Raw genomic sequence first — 16,885 nt, forward strand, 5'->3', positions numbered from 1 at the left:
CTCTCCGTGTCGGCGGCCCGCCTGCCCGCGGCCTCCGTCCACCCCTCCCCGTACGAGAGGACTCCCGATGGCGCTGCCGGGCCGTACCGGACGACCTGCCCCCGCGCTCGCCCCCGCCCCGTACGACGCCGAACTGCGCGCCGCCGCCCGCCATCTGTCACGCCGTCGCTTCCTGACCGTCACCGCCGCGACCGCCGCCGTCGCCTTCACCACCAACCTCCCCGCGCGCGGGGCGTTCGCCGCGCCCCGGCTCGACGCGGCCCGCATCACCGCGGACCCGTTCACCCTCGGCGTCGCCTCCGGTGACCCGCTGCCGGACTCGGTGCTGCTGTGGACCCGGCTCGCCCCGGCGCCCTACACGCCGGACGGCGGCCTGGGTCAGCAGCAGGTGGAGGTGGCCTGGGAGGTCGCGCTCGACGCGTCCTTCGCCCTGGCCGTGCGCGCCGGCACCGCCCTGGCACACCCCGAGTACGCGCACAGCGTCCACGTCGACGTGGGCGGCCTCGACCCGGCGACGACGTACTACTACCGCTTCCGCACCGGCGCCTGGATCAGCCCCACGGGCCGGACCCGCACCGCCCCCGCCCCGGGCGCCGACGTGACGCGGCTGCGGCTGGCCGCGGTCGCCTGCCAGGCGTACCACGACGGCTACTACACCGTGCACCGGCATCTGGCGCGGGAGGACGTCGACGTGGTGTTCCACCTCGGCGACTACCTCTACGAGTACGCCGTCGACTCCGCGGGCGGCGCCCGGAACTACACGGACCGGGTGCTGCCGTCCGTGTTCAACCGGGAGACGACGACCCTCGCCGACTACCGGATGCGGTACGCGCTCTACAAGAGCGACCCGGACCTGCGGGCCGCGCACGCCGCGCACCCGTTCGTCGTCACCTGGGACGACCACGAGACGGAGAACAACTACGCGGCCGACCACGACGAGAACGGCAGCGACCCGGCGCTGTTCCTGGCCCGGCGGGCCGCCGCCTACCGCGCGTACTGGGAGAACCAGCCGCTGCGCGCAGGCCGGCTCCCCGACGGGCCCGACGCCCGGCTGTACCGCAGGCTGCACTGGGGCACGCTCGCCCAGTTCGACGTCCTCGACACCCGCCAGTACCGCTCCGACCAGGCCTACGACGACGTCCCGCACGTGCCGGGACCGGAGACCGACGACCCTGCGCGCACCCTCACCGGGGACGCCCAGGAGCGCTGGCTGCTCGACGGGTGGGCGTCCTCGACCGCGCTGTGGAACGTGATGCCCCAGCAGGTGTGCTTCTCGCAGCGCCGCCTCGACCTGGGCGACCCGGCCAAGCTGTCGATGGACGCCTGGGACGGCTACCGCGCGAGCCGCGGCCGGCTCGTCGCCGGGGCGAAGGCGGCCGGCGTCGACAACTGGCTGGTGCTCACCGGCGACGTCCACGTGGCGTACGCCTTCGACGTCAAGGACGACTTCGACGACCCCGCCTCCGCCACCGTGGGCACGGAGTTCACCTGCACCTCCGTCGCCAGCGGCCGCGACGGGGCCGAGCGCCCCGCCAACTGGGACACCTACCTGCGGGCCAACCCGCACCTGCGGTTCTACGACGGGCGCCGCGGCTACCTGCGCCTGGAGCTGAACCGGGAGAACGCCCGCGCCGACTTCCGGACCGTGCCCGCCGTGACCGTGCCGGGCGCGGCCGTGTCCACCGCGGCCTCCTTCGTCACGGAGGCCGGCGCGCCCGGACTGACGCCCGTGTGACGTCACCCGTCCGATCCCGCCCGCCTACTGCACACGGAGGTACGTCACCATATCGATCGTGCGACGTCCGGCGTGTCCTGACATCGCGTCGGCCACGCCGGGCAAGGAAACGGTCTCCGCGACAGCCACGCCGCCCCATCGAATGGAGACGTACCGCATGGTCCTCAGACACGCCCGGACCGCGCGCCGCTCGGCGCTCGTGACCCTCGGCGCCCTCGTCCTCGCCGGACTCCCCCACGCGGCGGCGGCCGACGCCGCCCCCGCGGACGGGCCCACGCCCGGGGCGGCCCAGACCCTCGGCGCCGACCGGCCCTCCCCCCACCTGCTCAGCGCCCTCCAGCGCGACCTGAAGCTGAACGAGGACCAGGCGTCCACGCGCCTGGTCAACGAGGCCGAGGCGGGCACCCGCGCCGGCCGGCTGCGCAACTCCCTCGGCGAGCGGTACGCGGGCGCCTGGCTGCGCGGCGCGACCGCGGACGAGCTGACGGTGGCGACCACCGACGCCGCGGACGTGCCGGCCATCGAGGCCGAGGGCGCCACCGCCCAGGTGGTCGAGCGGCCCCTGGCGGCGCTCCAGGCCGCGAAGAGGAAGCTGGACGCGGCGGCAGGCCGCGTCTCCACGCTGGACTCGCCCGTCTGGTACGTCGACGTGGTGAAGAACCAGGTCGTGGTGCAGGCCGTCGACCAGGCCGCGGGCGCCGCCTTCGTGGAGGCGGCGGGCGTGGCGGGCGAGGACGTCGGCATCCGCCTGGCGGCCGAACGGCCCCGGCCGCTCCAGGACATCACCGGCGGCGACGCGTACTACATCGACGACGCGGCCCGCTGCTCCGTCGGCTTCTCCGTCACCAAGGGCGCCCAGGGCGGCTTCGTGACGGCCGGCCACTGCGGCCGCGCGGGCGCGACCACCACCGGCTACGACCGCACCGCGCAGGGCACCTTCCAGGCGTCCGAGTTCCCCGGACGGGACATGGCGTGGGTGGCCACGCAGAGCCAGTGGACGCCCACGCCCGACGTCAAGGCCGCGGACGGCCAGGAGGTCCAGGTCACCGGCTCGGCGCAGGCGCTGGTCGGGGCGTCGGTGTGCCGCTCGGGCTCCACCACGGGCTGGCACTGCGGTGTGATCCAGCAGCACGACGCGAGCGTCCGCTACCCGGAGGGCACGGTCGACGGGCTGACCCGGACGACGGTGTGCGCGGAGCCGGGCGACTCGGGCGGCCCCTATGTCGCGGGCGCGCAGGCGCAGGGGGTCACCTCCGGCGGCTCCGGCGACTGCACCAGCGGCGGCACCACGTTCTACCAGCCCGTCAACCCGATCCTCTCCCAGTACGGGCTGACCCTGACCACGGCGGCCGTGCAGACCGCGCCCGCGCAGCAGGAGGGCGGTGCGCAGGCGTGGACCGCCGGCCGGGTCTACGAGGCGGGCGCCACGGTCACCCGTGACGGCGTGACGTACCAGTGCCTCCAGACCCATCAGGCGCAGGGCGCGTGGGCGCCCGCCGGGACTCCGGCGCTCTGGCAGCGGATCTGACCCGCGGACGCACGGCGCCGGCGGCGGTCCGGGGACCGCCGCCGGCGCCGTGTGCGGTCAGCGGCCCTCGGCGAGCAGCGCGTACGCGGTGGACACGAACGGGTCGTTCGCGCGGAAGCGGCGGGTGCAGACGGCGGCGAGGGCGGTGCCGGTGTCGGTACGGAAGCCGAGGAACGCCTGCTGGCCGAGGGTGGCCCCGCTGTGGAAGTACAGCGGGCCGCCGTCGGTGGGGTGCCGGAACCAGGCGACGGTGTGCACGTGCCGGTGGCCGAGTCCCCGGCGGAGCACGGGTGTGCGGACGGCGTGCAGCGCACCGGACAGCGGCGGGCAGCGGGCGGGGTCGAGGTGGGCCTCGAGGAAGGTGAGCAGGTCGTGGGGGGTGGCGCGGACGGCGCCGGCCGCGCGGAAGCCGCCCGCGTCGAAGGCGGGCAGCGTCCCGGTGCCGTCCTTGTCGTGGCCGACGGCGTCCAGCCCGTCGCCGGCGGGGCGGGGGACGGTGTCGTGGAGGCCGAGGGGGGCGAGCAGGTGCTCGGCGAGCAGGTCCTGCCAGTCGGCGCCGGTGGCCGCGCCGAGGGCGTGGCCGAGGACGGCGACGCCGAAGTTGGAGTAGCGCCAGCGGGTGCCGGGGCGGTGGCGGGGGCGGTACCGCAGGAACGCGTCGACGACGCGGGCGTCGGGGTAGCGCCCGTAGGGGTTGGTGCGCCAGGCGGGCAGTGCGCGGGGGTAGAAGCCGGCGGGGAGCGCGGGCAGTCCGGCCGTGTGGGTCACCAGGTGGGCGAGCGTGACGGGGGTGCGGCCGGGCGGGCGGCGGGCGCCGAGGAGCGCGGCGGCGGGTTCGCCGCCGGTGAGCCGGCCGCTGTCCACCAGGTGCGCCAGCAGCAGTCCGGTGAACGCCTTGGTGGCCGAGCCGATCTCGTAGCGCAGCCGGTCGCGCGGGCGTGCGGGAGCCTCTCCGGTCCCCCCGGTGACGACGGTGCGGCGGCCGTGGCGGGAGAGCGCGAAGACGGTGTCGGGGGCGTCGGCCGCGGCGACGGCCTCGGCCAGCCGCTCGGGCCGGCCGCCGTCCCCGACACCGGCGTTCGGGGAGGGCCGGTCCTCCTGGCCGGTCGGCGGGCCCGGCCAGGAGATGCGGGACGCCGTCGTCATGAGGCGCGGGCCAGTTCGGTGAGGGCGCGGGAGGTGGCCAGGACCGAGGCGAACGCGGCGACCAGGGTGGAGTGGTAGACGACGTCGAAGACGGCCTCCTCGTCGCCCTCGGGCATGTCGCGGATCGCGGGCATGGCGCCGTCGGGCTGCTGGGCGGCGGCGAAGGCCCGCCAGGCGGCCTCGTCGAGGGTGGGACGGGGCAGACAGGCGTCCACCACGAGGAGTTCGCCGAGCAGGTCCCAGCGGCGCAGGTCCAGCCAGTCGTCGATCCACGCGGGCAGCCAGGTCGCGAGATAGTCGGCGATGTCAGGGGGCAGCCCGTCGGGGTTCTCGCCCCAGTCGGTCAGATGGAACACGCAGTGCGTGATGTCGTAGCCGATGTGGCCCTCGACGGTCCAGGGTTCCGGGGTGCGGGCCAGCCAGGTGAAACGCAGGGCCTCGGCCTCCGAGGGGCGGGGGGTGAGGCCGAAGCGCCGCTGGAACGCGGACAGTCCGAGCCGCCGGGTGGGGGAGATCTCGAGGGCGGACCAGCTGTCGAGGCGATGGTTCAGCACGACGTGGCGCTCCAGCTCGGGGTGGCTGTGACCGAGTTCGTGGAACGGCAGGTACACCTCGAAGGGGACCGGGGAGGCCGGCTCGGTGCGCTGACCGCGCACCAGCATGGTGCCGCCGTCCAGGGTCTCGCGCCAGACGTGGTCGAGCAGCCGGCGGGCCAGCTCGGCCTGGCGGGAGCCGGCGACGCCCTCGCGGAACAGCACCTTGCACACGAGGGCGAGTTCGCCGACCGGTTTGAAGCGTTCCAGGAAGCCCACCTCGGGGTCGACGTCGGGTTCCAGGCGGAAGCCGTCGCGGTGCGCCCAGAGCCATTCCAGGGCGCCGACGCCGACGGTGTGGACGAGACGGGGGTCGGTCATGCCGGCGCTCCTTGTCCGCCGGGCCGCCGCCCCGCCACGGCCGGCGCGGGCCGCTCGGCCGGGCGGGCACCGGCCAGGACCGCCGCGAAGGCGGCCATGAGGGTGGAGTGGTAGTGGTGCAGGAAGTAGCGCTCGCCCTCCGTGCCGGGGGCGGCGCCGATCTCGTCCAGGTCCCGGTCGTCCAGGGGGACCTCGCCGGACGGGCCGCGGGCCGCGAGCAGCCGCCCCCAGTCGCCGGCGGGCACGTCCTCGCCGGTCGTGCGGGCCACGATCGCCGCCACGGCGAGCAGTTCGCCGCCGAGGTCCCACAGCCCGGCCTCCAGGCAGGTGTCGAGCCAGGGCGGCAGCCAGTCGCTCAGATACGCGACGAGGTCCGGCGGCAGCGCGGCGGCGTCGCACCCCCAGTCGCTGAGATGGAAGACGACGTGGGTGAGGGCGTATCCGGCGTCGCGGCCGAACGTCCACGGCTCGGGCAGTCCGCCGAGCCAGGTCTGCGGCAGGCCCGGCGGTGTCTGGCCGAGCGGGTGGACGCCGCAGCGTTCCTCGGCGCGCAGGACGCCGAGCCGTCGCGTCGGATCCTGTTCGGTGAGTCGCCAGCCTCGGGTGCGCGCCACCACGGCGGCCGCCTGTTCGAAGGCGGGGTGGCGCAGTCCGGCCGAGGCCAGGGCGGCGTACACCTCCAGCGGGTAGGTGGCGAACGGCTCCAGGCGCTGCAGCCGCAGGAACAGCGCGCCCTCGTGCGTCTCCTGCCAGGCGAAGTCCAGCAGTCCGCGGGCTCGGGCGTGCAGCGGGTCGGCGGGTTCCGTGAGCCGGGTGACGGTCGCACAGACCTGGGCGAGCTCGCCGAGCGGCTTCCAGCTCAGGTCGACCTCGCCGTCGACGGCGAGCGCGTCCTCGCCGAGAGCGAAGCCGGCGCGCTGGGAGTCCACCCAGGCCAGCGCGGTTCCGGCGACGGTGCGGAGGTCCTCGGTGAGCGCGGTCACCCGCGTGCTCCGGTCCGCATCCGCCGGGCGGCCTGCACCTGGAGGGCGACGAGCGGGTCCTGTCCGCCCATCAGCTCCACGAAGTCCAGCCCGGCCTCCAGGCCGACCGTCTCCGGTACGCCGGGCAGCAGGGTGAGCCAGCGGCCGGCGCCGGCGGCCTGCCGCCAGTCGCGGCGGCGCACCGCGCGGACGAAGCCGCGGGCGACGTCCACGGGCCGGCCCTCCGCGAGGCGGCTCACCGCGCAGTCCTCCCCGGGCAGCGCGAGGGGTGCCAGGACGGCGAGTTGATGGGTGAGGACCTGCCAGGTGGCGCCGTCCAGCCACGCGGTGTCCGGCTCGTCCGGCGCTTCCGCGGAGGAGGGGTCGGCGCGGCGCAGGGTGCGGGCCATCGCCCAGTGGCTCCACCGCACGGTGGGCGCGGCGTCCGCGCGGGGCGGGTACGCCTCGAACGCCTTGCGGAAGACGGCCAGCTCCGCCGGGTCGGGCGGGGTGCGCGAGAGAAGGCCCGGCAGCAGCGCGTCCGCTCCCAGGACGCGTACGGCGGCCGGTGCCAGGTCCCCCGCTTCCGCGTCGGTCCCCACCGGGGGGACGACGTGAGCGTGGTCCCCGCCCCTGAGGGCGGAGACCACACCGGAAGCGAGGTCCTGCACCGCGGCCTGCAAGCGGGTCGAAGTGCCTGACTGCTCCATTCGACTGCTCCCGTCGATCCGTTCAGCCCTTCTTCGGGCGCGGAGTCGGCGGCGACAGCAGCAGCTTGCCGCCGCCGGAGAGGAGCGCCAGGCCGGCGCACTGACGGCTGTCGCGGTAGACGCCGTCGGCCTCGACCGGGTCGAGCGCCGCTTCGATGTCGGCGGCCTGGATTCCGGTGACTTCCTCGATGACCTTCTCGTCGGGACGCATGACACCATCTCCCTGAGGTGTGGCGAGTAGCTTCTCCTTCAGATTCACCCATATCGGACAAATCACGCCACTTGTCCCCGACTTACTTTCGTCACTTCTTCAACATGCGGCGGGGGAACGGGCGCAGGGCGCGGGGACCGCCAGCCGGCGGCCCGCCCTACGCCCGCAAGGATGACGCCGCTGTGCGGAAGGGTGGGGACGCGGTACAGGGGGATGGCCAGATTCTGGTCCGGAACCGTGTACTCCAAATGGGCTAGTTGCGTCGCGAGCGTCTCCAACACCCCGACGCTGAGCCCCTTGCCGGGGCAGCGGTGGCCCGTCGCCGGGTCGCCGCCGCCCTGCGGGATCAGCTCGTCGCGCCCGACGGCCCGGTCGAGGAAGCGCCGCGGCCGGAACGCGTACGGGTCGCCCCACAGCGTCTCGTCGTGGTTCTGGCCGTACACGTCGAGCACCACCAGGCCCCCTTCCGGGACCCACGCGCCCCGCCAGAACAGATCGCGGGTCGCGAGGCCGCCGAGGAACGGCACGAACGGGTAGAAGCGGCGCACCTCGTGCGCGAACGCCGTCCGGAACGCCACGTCGCCCTCCACGAGCGGCACGCGGTTCTCCGGCCGGCGGTGCAGGGCGTGCGCGGCGAACGCGACGAACCAGGCGAGGGCGGTGGTCGGGCGCAGCACGTTGAGCAGTTCGACGGCGGCCGTCTTCTCGTCCAGCGGCTCCCCGTCCGCGTCGCGGTGCCCGCAGACCCGCTCCAGCACCGACCCTGCGGGCGCGGTGACCTGTCCGGTGCGCACGTCGCGGACCAGACGGGCCAGCCGCTCCTCCTGGCGGCCGCGGGCGCGCCGGGCCCGCAGATGGCGCGGCCCGGCCGTGGCGAAGCCGTCCACCATCGCGGTCATGTCCCGCGCGGCCGCCCCCGCCCCGGCGTCGTCCAGCGGCACGCCGGCCCAGCGGTGGACGCCGCGGGTGAGCACCGTGGCCGCCTCGTCGAACAGCACGATCGACGCGCGGCGGCCCCACCGCGGTACGGCCTCGTCCCGGGCGGCGGACACCTGCTCGGCGAGCCCGGCCACCGCGGCGGGCTCCAGCAGCGGGAGGAACAGGTCCTTGCGCGCGCGGTGGGCGGCGCCGTCGAGGGTGTGCACGGCCTCGTGTCCGAAGAGGGTGCCGAGGACCGGCTCGGGGATGGCGCGGTGCCGGTGCACGTTCCGTTCGTCGTGGAAGAAGCGGACCGCCTCCGGTCCGCGCAGGGCGAGGGCCGGGCGGCCCATGATCCGGGTGCGGACCACGGAGCCGGACGCGTCGCGCAACCGGTTGGGCAGCCACGCGTAGCCCTCGGCGAGGAGCGGCAGGGTGCGGTCGATCAGGGGGCGGCCGAGTACGTCCATCGCGGCCGGGTGCCCGCGGGCCCTCCGCGGACACTCCGGTGAACGGGCGTCACACCCGAGCGGGCGTGGCGGAGGCCACGCCCGGATCGAGACCCGGGTCACTTCGGGGGCGGAGGGGCGGGGTCTACGGTGCCGCCGTATCGCCCCTCGTCCTCCCCGATGTGCTCCCGACCTGTGCTCCCGATGCGGACGGACCTCTCATGCCGGCCCACCTCTCCTCCCCCGTGACGGCGGCCACCGCGCAGTGGCTGACCCGTGCCTTCCCCGCGTCCGGCGGCGCCCTGTCCGCCGCCCTGTGCGAGATCCAGGCCCGCCAGGCCGTCACCGTCGCGGCCCGGCTCCGCTACCCCACGGCGATGGACGCGGAGCTGGCGGGTGTCGCCGGTCCCGGGGGCGCGGCCCGGCTCGACCGGGTCACCGGCGCGGAGGAGCTCGGCACGCAGCCCTGGCGCACCTGGGTCGACGAGGTCGTCGCGAGCTGGGCGGCATGCCTGCTGTCCGACCCCGTGCTGGCCGCCCGGGCGGTCGCCGCCCTCCCGCCGAGCCCCGGCGAGTACCGCCGCCTCCTCTCCCCCGATCCGGCGGACACCAGGGCCGCGGCCCTCCTCCGCCACCCGGACCTCCTCGCCCCGGTGGCCGCCCTCCACCGCGAGTCGCTGCTGGCGCGACTCGGCAGGGAGGCGGCGCCCGCCGCGTGAGACGGCCCGCGCCCGCCGGTGCCGGCGTCGTCACGCTCCGTGGTTCACCCGACTGCACCAGGCGACCGTGCCGTCCGCCGCCGTGCGGGTGAGGGTGTGGGGCATGAGTAGCCCCATATCCCGGAAGTGGGAGCACGCCGTCGTGACCGGCGGCGCCGGATTCGTCGGCTCCCATCTGTGCAAGGCCCTGCTCGACGCGGGCGCGGCCGTGACCTGCGTGGACGATCTGAGCACCGGACGGCCCGAGAACGTCGCCCCGCTGCTCGACCGGCCGGGGTTCACCCTCGTGCAGGCCGACGTGTCCCAGGAGCTGCCGGTGCGCCGGCGGCCCGACCTGGTGCTGCACTTCGCCTCCCCCGCGTCCCCCGCGGACTACCTGCGGCTGCCGCTGCACACCATGGAGGCCGGCAGCGCCGGCACCCGCAACGCCCTGACGCTCGCCCACGAGTCGGAGGCCCGGTTCGTGCTGGCGTCGACGTCGGAGGTGTACGGCGACCCGCAGCAGAACCCGCAGGACGAGCGGTACTGGGGCAACGTCAACCCGGTCGGCCCGCGCAGCGTGTACGACGAGGCCAAGCGCTTCGGCGAGGCGCTGACCACCGCGCACGCGGAGACGTACGGCACGGACACCTGCATCGTGCGGCTGTTCAACACGTACGGCCCCGGCATGCGCGGCCACGACGGGCGGGCGGTGCCCACCTTCGTGCGGCAGGCGCTGGCCGGTGAGCCGCTCACCGTGACCGGGGACGGCCGGCAGACCCGCTCGCTGTGCTACGTCGACGACACCGTCGCCGGCATCCTCGCGGCGGCCGCCCACGGCATGCGCGGCCCCGTCAACATCGGCAACCCCGCCGAGATCAGCATGCTCGCCCTGGCCCGTCTGGTGGTGGCCCTGGCCGGTTCCTCCTCCAAGGTGCGCTACATCGAGCGCCCCGTGGACGACCCCGCCGTGCGCTGCCCGGACATCACGCTGGCCCGCGACAAGCTCGGCTGGGAGCCGCTGGTGGGGGCCGAGGAGGGCCTGCGGCGCACGATCGACTGGTTCCGCGCCGAAGCGGCCCGCGGCTGAGCGGACCTGCCCCGCCGGCCCCCAGGACCGGGCGCCCGATCCGGCCGCCGCCCCGACGCGAAAGGTCCGTCCGCCATGCGCATCCTCGGCATCAACGCCCTGTTCCACGACCCCGCGGCCGCCCTGGTGATCGACGGCCGTACCGTCGCCGCCGCGGAGGAGGAGCGGTTCTCCCGGCGCAAGCACGGCAAGCGACCGCTGCCCTTCTCCGCCTGGGAGCTGCCCGAGCGGGCCGCCGCCTGGTGCCTGACCCGGGCCGGGCTGCGCCCCCAGGACCTCGACGCGGTGGCCTACTCCTTCGACCCCGCCCTCGCCCGCCCCGCCGACGCGATGGGCCTCGGCGATCCCTGGGACCATCTGCGTCTCACCTACGCGCGGGAGGCCCCGAACTTCCTGCGGACCGCGCTGCCGGGCCTCGACCCGCAGACCGTGCGCTTCGTGCCGCACCACATGGCGCACGCCGCGTCCGGCGCGTTCGCCGCCCCCGACGCCGACAACTGCTCGGTGCTGGTGCTGGACGGCCGCGGCGAACGCGCCTCCCACCTGGCCGCGCGCCGGACCGGCGGCCGGCTCGAACCGCTGCGCGCCCAGGACCTCCCGCACTCGCTGGGCCTGGTCTACGAGGAGCTCACCGAGCACCTCGGCTTCCTGCGCTCCTCCGACGAGTTCAAGGTGATGGCGCTCGCCTCCCACGGCACCCCGCGCATGCTGCCCGAGCTGCGCCGGCACGTGTACCCGACCGGCGACGGCGGCTTCCACGCCGCCGGGGTGCCCTGGGCGCAGCTGTGCGCCCCGCGCGGCCCGGACGAGCCGTGGACGCAGGACCACGCCGACGTCGCGGCGAGCGCGCAGGCGGTGCTGGAGGAGACGCTGCTGGACCTGGTGCGCTGGCTGCACGGCCGTACCCACGACGCGGTGCTCACCCTCGCCGGGGGCGTCGCGCTGAACTGCGTCGCCAACTCCCGGATCGCCCGCGAGGGTCCGTTCTCCCGGGTGTGGGTGCAGCCCGCGGCCGGCGACGCGGGCACCGCGCTCGGCGGCGCCCTGCTGCTGGCCGCGGGCGCCGGGGACGCCCCGGAGCCGATGACCGGCGCCGACCTGGGCCGGGACTGGTCCGACGCGGAGCTGGGCGCGTGGCTGAAGACGGCCGCCGTGCCGTGCGAGAAGCCCGAGGACATCGCCGTCACCGTGGCGCGGACGCTGGCGGACAACGGCATCGTGGCCTGGTTCCAGGGGCGCAGCGAGTACGGCCCCCGGGCGCTCGGCCACCGCTCGCTGCTGGCCCACCCCGGGCACGCGGGGAACCTGGAGCGGCTCAACGACGTCAAGGGCCGCGAGCAGTTCCGGCCGGTGGCGCCGATGGTGCTCGCCGACCGGGCGGCGGAGATCTTCGACGGGCCGCTGCCCAGCCCGTACATGCTGTTCGTGCACGACGTGGCGCCCGCCTGGCGGGACCGCGTGCCCGCCGTGGTGCACGTCGACGGCACCGCCCGCATCCAGACGGTCGACCCGGCGCGCGAGCCGCTGCTGGCGCGGATGCTGCGCGAGTTCGAGCGGCTGACCGGGCTGCCCGTCGTCGTCAACACCAGCCTCAACACGGCGGGCCGGCCCATGGTGGACGACCCGCGTGACGCCCTGGAGTGCTTCGGCTCCTCCCCCGTGGACCTGCTGGCCGTCGGCCCGTACGCGGTGCGGCGCGGCGCGCTGTTCCGCACCGGCGACACCGCCGGCTCCGGCGACACCGGCGACACCGGCGACTCCGCCGACTCCGGTGAGGAGGTGCCGCGATGACCGGTCCTGCCGCTCCCGCCGGGGAGTACGCGGTGGTGGTGCCCACCCTGGGCCGCCCGTCGCTCGCGGCGTGCCTGCGGGCGCTGGCCGAGTCGGAGGGGCCGCGTCCGGCGCGGGTCGTGCTGGTGGACGACCGCGAGGACCCGGCCGTGCCGCTCACCGCGTCCGTGCCGCCGGCCCTGCGGTCCCGGACCGTCGTGGTGCCCGGCGGGGCGCGCGGCCCGGCCGCCGCCCGCAACGCCGGGTGGCGGGCCGCCGGGGACGCGCCGTGGATCGTGTTCCTCGACGACGACGTGGTGCCCGGCCCCACCTGGGCCGACGACCTCGCGCTCGACCTCGCCGGGGCGAGCGTGGCGACCGCGGGGATCAGCGCGCGCATCGAGGTGCCGCTGCCCGTGGACCGGGCGCCCACCGACTGGGAACGCAACGTCGCCGGACTGGCCGGGGCGCGCTGGATCACCGCCGACATGGCGTACCGGGGCAAGGCGCTGCGGGCCGTCGGCGGCTTCGACGAACGGTTCCGCCGGGCCTTCCGGGAGGACGCGGACCTGGCGCTGCGGATGCTCGACGCCGGCTGGACGCTGGCGGAGGGACGCCGTACGACCACGCATCCGGTGCGGCCCGCGGACCGGTGGGTCTCCGTGCGGCTCCAGGCGGGCAACGCGGACGACGTGCTGATGACCCGGCTGCACGGGCGTGACTGGTGGCGGCGGGCCGGCGCGCCCCGGGGCCGTCTCCCGCTGCACCTGGCGGTGACCTCGGCCGGGCTCGCGGCGGCGGTCTGCGCGCTGACCGGGCGTCCGCGCGCCGCGTGGGCGTGCGCCGCCGGGTGGCTCGCCGGGACCGCCGAGTTCGCCCTGGCCCGGATCCGGCCCGGTCCGCGCACCCGGGACGAGATCGTCACCATGGTCCTCACCGGCGCGCTCGTCCCGCCGGCCGCGGCCTGGCACTGGCTGCGCGGACAAGTGCTGCACCGCACCACGCCCTCCCACCGCGGCCGGACGGCGCCCCCGTCGCCCTCCGCGGCGGCGCCGTCCGGCGAACGGATGCCGACATGACCGCCGGCCGTCCCCGCCCACCGGCCCGCGCCGGACCCCGGCGGGCGCCGCGCGCACGCTCCCGGCCGCGTCCGCGGCCGGAACCCGATCCGCGGACGGCGGTGTCCGCATCCCGGCCGCGACCGATCACGGAGGTGAGCCCATGACCGCGGACTACGCCCCTGTCCCCCCGGGCGTGCTGTCGATCGCGCTCGTCTCGGAGCACGCCAGTCCCCTCGCCGCGCTCGGCGGGGTGGACGCCGGCGGACAGAACGTCCATGTCGCCGCCCTGGCCACGGCGCTCGCCGACCGCGGACACCGGGTCACGGTGCACACCCGCCGCACCGCGCCCGAGCTGCCGGACCGGGTGCGGCTGGGCGAGCGCGTGGGGGTGCACCACGTCACCGCCGGGCCCGCCGAGCCGGTGCCCAAGGACCGGCTGCTGCCGCACATGGACGAGTTCGCGCGCGTGCTCGTCCGGGAGTGGCGCGCCCGCACCCCGGACGTGGTGCACTCCCACTACTGGATGTCGGGGCTGGCCTCGCTGGGCGCGACCCGGGAGCTGGGCCTGCCGCTGCTGCACACCTTCCACGCGCTGGGCACGGTCAAGCGCCGCCACCAGGGGAAGGCCGACACCAGCCCGCCGGAGCGGATCGCCTGCGAGATCGAGGTCGGGCTCGGCTGCGACCGGGTCGTCGCCACCTGCCGTGACGAGGTGTCCGAGCTGGTCCGCATGGGCGTGCCCGCCGGCCGGATCGGCGTCGTGCCGTGCGGCGTCGACACGGAGCGGTTCACGCCGGCGGGCCCGCGCTGGGCGCGCGGCCCGCACCGGCACCGGCTGGTCCAGCTCGGACGGCTGGTGCCGCGCAAGGGGGCCGCCGTGTCGGTGGCCGCGCTCGCGCTGCTGCCCGGGGCCGAGCTGCTGGTGGCCGGCGGGCCGCCCGCGGAGCGGCTGGACGACGACCCGGAGGTGCGCAGGCTGCGCGCGGTCGCCCGGGACGCCGGGGTCGGCGACCGGGTGCGGTTCCTCGGCGGGGTGGACGCAGGGCGTGTGCCGGCGCTGCTGCGCTCCGCCGACGTGGTGCTCTGCCCCGCCGACTACGAGCCCTTCGGCATCGTCCCGCTGGAGGCCATGGCCTGCGGCCGCCCCGTGGTGGCCAGCGCGGTCGGCGGCCAGCTCGACACGGTCGCCGACCCGGCCACCGGACGGCTGGTGCCGCCCGGCGACCCCGAGGCACTGGCCGCGGCCGTGGCGAGCCTGCTCGCCGACCCGGCGGGACGCGAGGCCTGCGGGGTGGCCGGCCGCCGCCGGGTGCTCGGCCGTTACGGGTGGGCACGGGTCGCCGCCGCCACGGAGGCGGCGTACTGCGAGGTCCTCGACAGCGAGCCGGCCGTGACCAGGACCGGCTGAACCGCCGGCCCGACCGGCCCGCGGACGTCCGACGTTGGAAGGAGGTGCGGGCGCCGTCGCCGCCCCCGGAGGGCGACGCGCCCGACACGCCATGACCGAACACCCCGCGCTCGACGCCGCACGCCTGCACTGCCGGTCCCTCGAGGACGCCCTCGACGGGCTCCGCCGGCACGGCCTGACCCGGATCGCCGACTGGGGCGGCCGGCTCGCCTCCGTCCTCGCCGGCGGCGGCCGGCTGCTGGCCGCCGGCAACGGCGGCAGCGCCGCCCAGGCCCAGCACCTCACCGCCGAGCTGGTCGGCCGCTACCGCAGCGAGCGGCCCGCCTACTCGGCGCTCGCCCTGCACGCGGAGACCTCCAGCGTCACCGCCATCGGCAACGACTACGGCTTCGACCACGTCTACGCCCGCCAGGTCGCCGCGCACGGACGCCCCGGCGACGTGCTGATGCTGCTGTCCACGTCGGGGCGCAGCGCCAACCTGATCGCCGCCGCGGTGACGGCCCGGCGGGCCGGCCTCCAGGTGTGGGCGCTGACCGGTCCCGGCCCCAACCCGCTGATGGAGGCCGCCGACGAGAGCCTGTGCGTGGCGGCGGCCTCCACCGCGACCGTGCAGGAGACCCATCTGGTCGCCGTGCATCTGCTCTGCGAGTGTTTCGACGCCGCCGTGGCCGCGCCCCCGGCGCGGACCGTCGCGGCCGTTCCCGGGAGGCTGACATGACCGGACCCAAGCCGCTGGTGGTGGTGGGCGACGTCCTGCTCGACGAGGACATCGAGGGGGTCGCCACCCGGCTGGCCCCCGACGCGCCCGCCCCGGTCGTCGACGTCACCGGTGATCGCACGCACCCGGGCGGCGCCGGGCTGGCCGCCGCGCTCGCCGCGCGGGGCGGCCGCGACGTGGTCCTGGTGACCGCGCTCGGCGACGACCCCGCGAGCGAGGCCGTACGGCAGCAGCTCAGCGGGCGGGTACGGCTGCTCGAGCTGCCGCTGCACGGCACGCTGCCGGTGAAGACGCGCGTCCTGGCGGGCGGCCGGCCCCTGGTGCGCATCGACCGGGGCGGCGGCACGCCCGGCGAACCGGACGAGGCGGTGCGCGAGGCCCTCGCGGGCGCGCACGCCGTCCTCGTCGCCGACTACGGCCGGCACACCGCCGGCGCGGTACGCCCGCACCTGGAGGAGGCCGCCCGGCGCACCCCGCTGGTGTGGGACCCGCACCCCCGCGGCGAGGCGCCCGTGCCGGGGGCGCGGCTGGTCACGCCCAACGCGGGCGAGGCGGTCACGCTCTGCGCGGGCACGCCCGGCGTGTCCGGCGCGTCCCTGGGCGCCTTCGCCGAGCGCGGCACGGCACTCGCCGAGCGCTGGCGGGCGGCGGGCGTCGCCGTGACGCTCGGCGAGCGCGGGGTGCTGCTGACCCGGCCGGGCGGCGGCACGCCGATGCTGATCCCGGCGCCGTTCCACGCGGACGGCGACCCGTGCGGCGCGGGCGACTGCTTCGCGGCGACGACGGTCGCCGCGCTGGCGGACGGGCTGCTGCCGGAGGAGGCGTTGCAGCGGGCGGTCGCCGAGGCCGCCGCGTTCGTCGCGGCGGGCGGCGCGGGCAACCCGGACCTCTGGCACACGCCGGCCGTCCCGGTCCCCGCCCAGGACCCGGCCTCCGACGCGTTCGAACTGGCGCGGGAGGTACGGGCGCGGGGCGGCACCGTGGTCGCCACGGGCGGCTGCTTCGACCTGGTGCACGCCGGTCACGTGGGTCTGCTGGAGAGCGCCCGGCGGATCGGCGACTGCCTGATCGTCTGCCTGAACTCCGACGATTCCGTCACCCGCCGCAAGGGCCCGGGCCGCCCCCTCACCACGGCCGCGGACCGCGCGAGGGTGCTGGCCGCGCTGGGGAGCGTGGACGCGGTGGTGATCTTCGAGGAGGACACGCCGGAGCGGGTGTTGGGCCGCTTGCGGCCCGACGTGTGGGTGAAGGGGGGCGACTACTCGGTGCAGGATCTGCCCGAGGCGGAGGTGCTGCGGACGTGGGGCGGGCAGGCGGTGGTACTGCCGTACCTGGACGGTCACTCGACGTCGCTGCTGGCGCGGCGGGCCGCGGATGCGGTTGCGGTGGCTCTGAAGCCCACGGAATAGGCGCGTGCGCCTTTCGGACGCGGTGAGTTTCGCCCCCCCTCGGGGCGTTGAGCTACGTGCGCCTTATGGGCGCGGGTGGGACACGCCCTATAGGGGCGCGGGGAACTGCGCGAACGGGGGTCCGGGGGCGGAGCCCCCGAGTGCCGGGCCGCTCACGC

General features: G+C 76.4%; 15 protein-coding genes. 9 read left to right on the forward strand and 6 right to left on the reverse strand.

From position 1 onward, the window contains the following. Positions 1-67: 67 nt before the first annotated feature. Positions 68-1,735, forward strand: a complete 1,668-nt coding sequence (locus ACFOSY_RS06580; RefSeq protein ID WP_394305765.1) for an alkaline phosphatase D family protein — start codon at positions 68-70, stop codon at positions 1,733-1,735. Between the two features lie 157 nt (positions 1,736-1,892). Continuing rightward, the gene (locus ACFOSY_RS06585) at positions 1,893-3,263 is read left to right on the forward strand and encodes a trypsin-like serine protease (protein ID WP_394305766.1); all 1,371 of its coding nucleotides are present in this window, start codon (positions 1,893-1,895) and stop codon (positions 3,261-3,263) included. A 57-nt stretch (positions 3,264-3,320) separates the two neighbouring features. Here the strand turns inward: ACFOSY_RS06585 and ACFOSY_RS06590 are convergent, their stop codons facing one another. The 6 genes from ACFOSY_RS06590 to ACFOSY_RS06615 all read right to left on the reverse strand — a co-directional run bounded on the left by ACFOSY_RS06590 (position 3,321) and on the right by ACFOSY_RS06615 (position 8,594). Continuing rightward, entirely contained in the window at positions 3,321-4,409 is a 1,089-nt protein-coding gene (locus tag ACFOSY_RS06590) for a serine hydrolase domain-containing protein (protein WP_394305767.1), read from the reverse strand. After that, positions 4,406-5,323, reverse strand: a complete 918-nt coding sequence (locus ACFOSY_RS06595) for a DUF6895 family protein (RefSeq protein WP_394305768.1) — start codon at positions 5,321-5,323, stop codon at positions 4,406-4,408. The genes ACFOSY_RS06590 and ACFOSY_RS06595 overlap by 4 nt, the downstream gene beginning before the upstream one ends. Next, the gene (locus ACFOSY_RS06600) at positions 5,320-6,306 is read right to left on the reverse strand and encodes a DUF6895 family protein (RefSeq protein WP_394305769.1); all 987 of its coding nucleotides are present in this window, start codon (positions 6,304-6,306) and stop codon (positions 5,320-5,322) included. Before ACFOSY_RS06600 ends, ACFOSY_RS06595 begins: the two co-directional genes overlap by 4 nt. Then, positions 6,303-6,995, reverse strand: a complete 693-nt coding sequence (locus ACFOSY_RS06605) for a hypothetical protein (RefSeq protein WP_394305770.1) — start codon at positions 6,993-6,995, stop codon at positions 6,303-6,305. Before ACFOSY_RS06605 ends, ACFOSY_RS06600 begins: the two co-directional genes overlap by 4 nt. Positions 6,996-7,017: 22 nt before the next feature. Continuing rightward, positions 7,018-7,206, reverse strand: coding sequence for a hypothetical protein (locus ACFOSY_RS06610; protein WP_394305771.1), 189 nt, complete (start codon positions 7,204-7,206; stop codon positions 7,018-7,020). Between the two features lie 62 nt (positions 7,207-7,268). Continuing rightward, entirely contained in the window at positions 7,269-8,594 is a 1,326-nt protein-coding gene (locus ACFOSY_RS06615; RefSeq protein ID WP_394305772.1) for a cytochrome P450, read from the reverse strand. Between the two features lie 200 nt (positions 8,595-8,794). On the opposite strand from ACFOSY_RS06615, the gene ACFOSY_RS06620 reads away from it, so the two are divergent. The 7 genes from ACFOSY_RS06620 (at position 8,795) to rfaE2 (ending at position 16,727) form a co-directional block, all read left to right on the forward strand. Next, complete coding sequence (locus tag ACFOSY_RS06620; RefSeq protein ID WP_394305773.1) at positions 8,795-9,292, forward strand: hypothetical protein; 498 nt, start codon at positions 8,795-8,797, stop codon at positions 9,290-9,292. 103 nt (positions 9,293-9,395) lie between these two features. Next, positions 9,396-10,361 carry an NAD-dependent epimerase/dehydratase family protein gene (locus ACFOSY_RS06625; protein ID WP_394305774.1) on the forward strand — a complete coding sequence of 322 codons (966 nt, stop codon included), beginning with the start codon at positions 9,396-9,398 and terminating at the stop codon, positions 10,359-10,361. Positions 10,362-10,436: 75 nt separating this feature from the next. Beyond that, on the forward strand, positions 10,437-12,152 hold the full coding sequence (locus tag ACFOSY_RS06630; protein ID WP_394305775.1) for a carbamoyltransferase family protein: 1,716 nt from the start codon (positions 10,437-10,439) through the stop codon (positions 12,150-12,152). Beyond that, entirely contained in the window at positions 12,149-13,210 is a 1,062-nt protein-coding gene (locus ACFOSY_RS06635; RefSeq protein WP_394305776.1) for a glycosyltransferase family 2 protein, read from the forward strand. The genes ACFOSY_RS06630 and ACFOSY_RS06635 overlap by 4 nt, the downstream gene beginning before the upstream one ends. Before the next feature lie 142 nt (positions 13,211-13,352). Next, the gene (locus ACFOSY_RS06640) at positions 13,353-14,600 is read left to right on the forward strand and encodes a glycosyltransferase (protein WP_394305777.1); all 1,248 of its coding nucleotides are present in this window, start codon (positions 13,353-13,355) and stop codon (positions 14,598-14,600) included. Between the two features lie 91 nt (positions 14,601-14,691). Continuing rightward, positions 14,692-15,318: a D-sedoheptulose-7-phosphate isomerase gene (locus ACFOSY_RS06645; protein WP_394305778.1), complete on the forward strand. Its 627-nt coding sequence runs from the start codon at positions 14,692-14,694 to the stop codon at positions 15,316-15,318. Continuing rightward, complete coding sequence (gene rfaE2, locus ACFOSY_RS06650) at positions 15,315-16,727, forward strand: D-glycero-beta-D-manno-heptose 1-phosphate adenylyltransferase (RefSeq protein ID WP_394305779.1); 1,413 nt, start codon at positions 15,315-15,317, stop codon at positions 16,725-16,727. Before ACFOSY_RS06645 ends, rfaE2 begins: the two co-directional genes overlap by 4 nt. The last annotated feature ends 158 nt before the right edge of the window (positions 16,728-16,885 follow it).

The sequence above is a fragment of the Streptomyces lusitanus genome, assembly GCF_042647945.1.
Classification (GTDB): domain Bacteria; phylum Actinomycetota; class Actinomycetes; order Streptomycetales; family Streptomycetaceae; genus Streptomyces; species Streptomyces pseudogriseolus.

Coding starts and splice junctions, on each gene's coding strand:
- ACFOSY_RS06580 (WP_394305765.1), top strand. CDS start 68: ATGGCGCTGCCGGGCCGTACCGGACGACCTGCCCCCGCGCTCGCCCCC.
- ACFOSY_RS06585 (WP_394305766.1), top strand. CDS start 1,893: ATGGTCCTCAGACACGCCCGGACCGCGCGCCGCTCGGCGCTCGTGACC.
- ACFOSY_RS06590 (WP_394305767.1), bottom strand. CDS start 4,409: ATGACGACGGCGTCCCGCATCTCCTGGCCGGGCCCGCCGACCGGCCAG.
- ACFOSY_RS06595 (WP_394305768.1), bottom strand. CDS start 5,323: ATGACCGACCCCCGTCTCGTCCACACCGTCGGCGTCGGCGCCCTGGAA.
- ACFOSY_RS06605 (WP_394305770.1), bottom strand. CDS start 6,995: ATGGAGCAGTCAGGCACTTCGACCCGCTTGCAGGCCGCGGTGCAGGAC.
- ACFOSY_RS06610 (WP_394305771.1), bottom strand. CDS start 7,206: ATGCGTCCCGACGAGAAGGTCATCGAGGAAGTCACCGGAATCCAGGCC.
- ACFOSY_RS06615 (WP_394305772.1), bottom strand. CDS start 8,594: ATGGACGTACTCGGCCGCCCCCTGATCGACCGCACCCTGCCGCTCCTC.
- ACFOSY_RS06620 (WP_394305773.1), top strand. CDS start 8,795: ATGCCGGCCCACCTCTCCTCCCCCGTGACGGCGGCCACCGCGCAGTGG.
- ACFOSY_RS06625 (WP_394305774.1), top strand. CDS start 9,396: ATGAGTAGCCCCATATCCCGGAAGTGGGAGCACGCCGTCGTGACCGGC.
- ACFOSY_RS06630 (WP_394305775.1), top strand. CDS start 10,437: ATGCGCATCCTCGGCATCAACGCCCTGTTCCACGACCCCGCGGCCGCC.
- ACFOSY_RS06635 (WP_394305776.1), top strand. CDS start 12,149: ATGACCGGTCCTGCCGCTCCCGCCGGGGAGTACGCGGTGGTGGTGCCC.
- ACFOSY_RS06640 (WP_394305777.1), top strand. CDS start 13,353: ATGACCGCGGACTACGCCCCTGTCCCCCCGGGCGTGCTGTCGATCGCG.
- ACFOSY_RS06645 (WP_394305778.1), top strand. CDS start 14,692: ATGACCGAACACCCCGCGCTCGACGCCGCACGCCTGCACTGCCGGTCC.
- rfaE2 (WP_394305779.1), top strand. CDS start 15,315: ATGACCGGACCCAAGCCGCTGGTGGTGGTGGGCGACGTCCTGCTCGAC.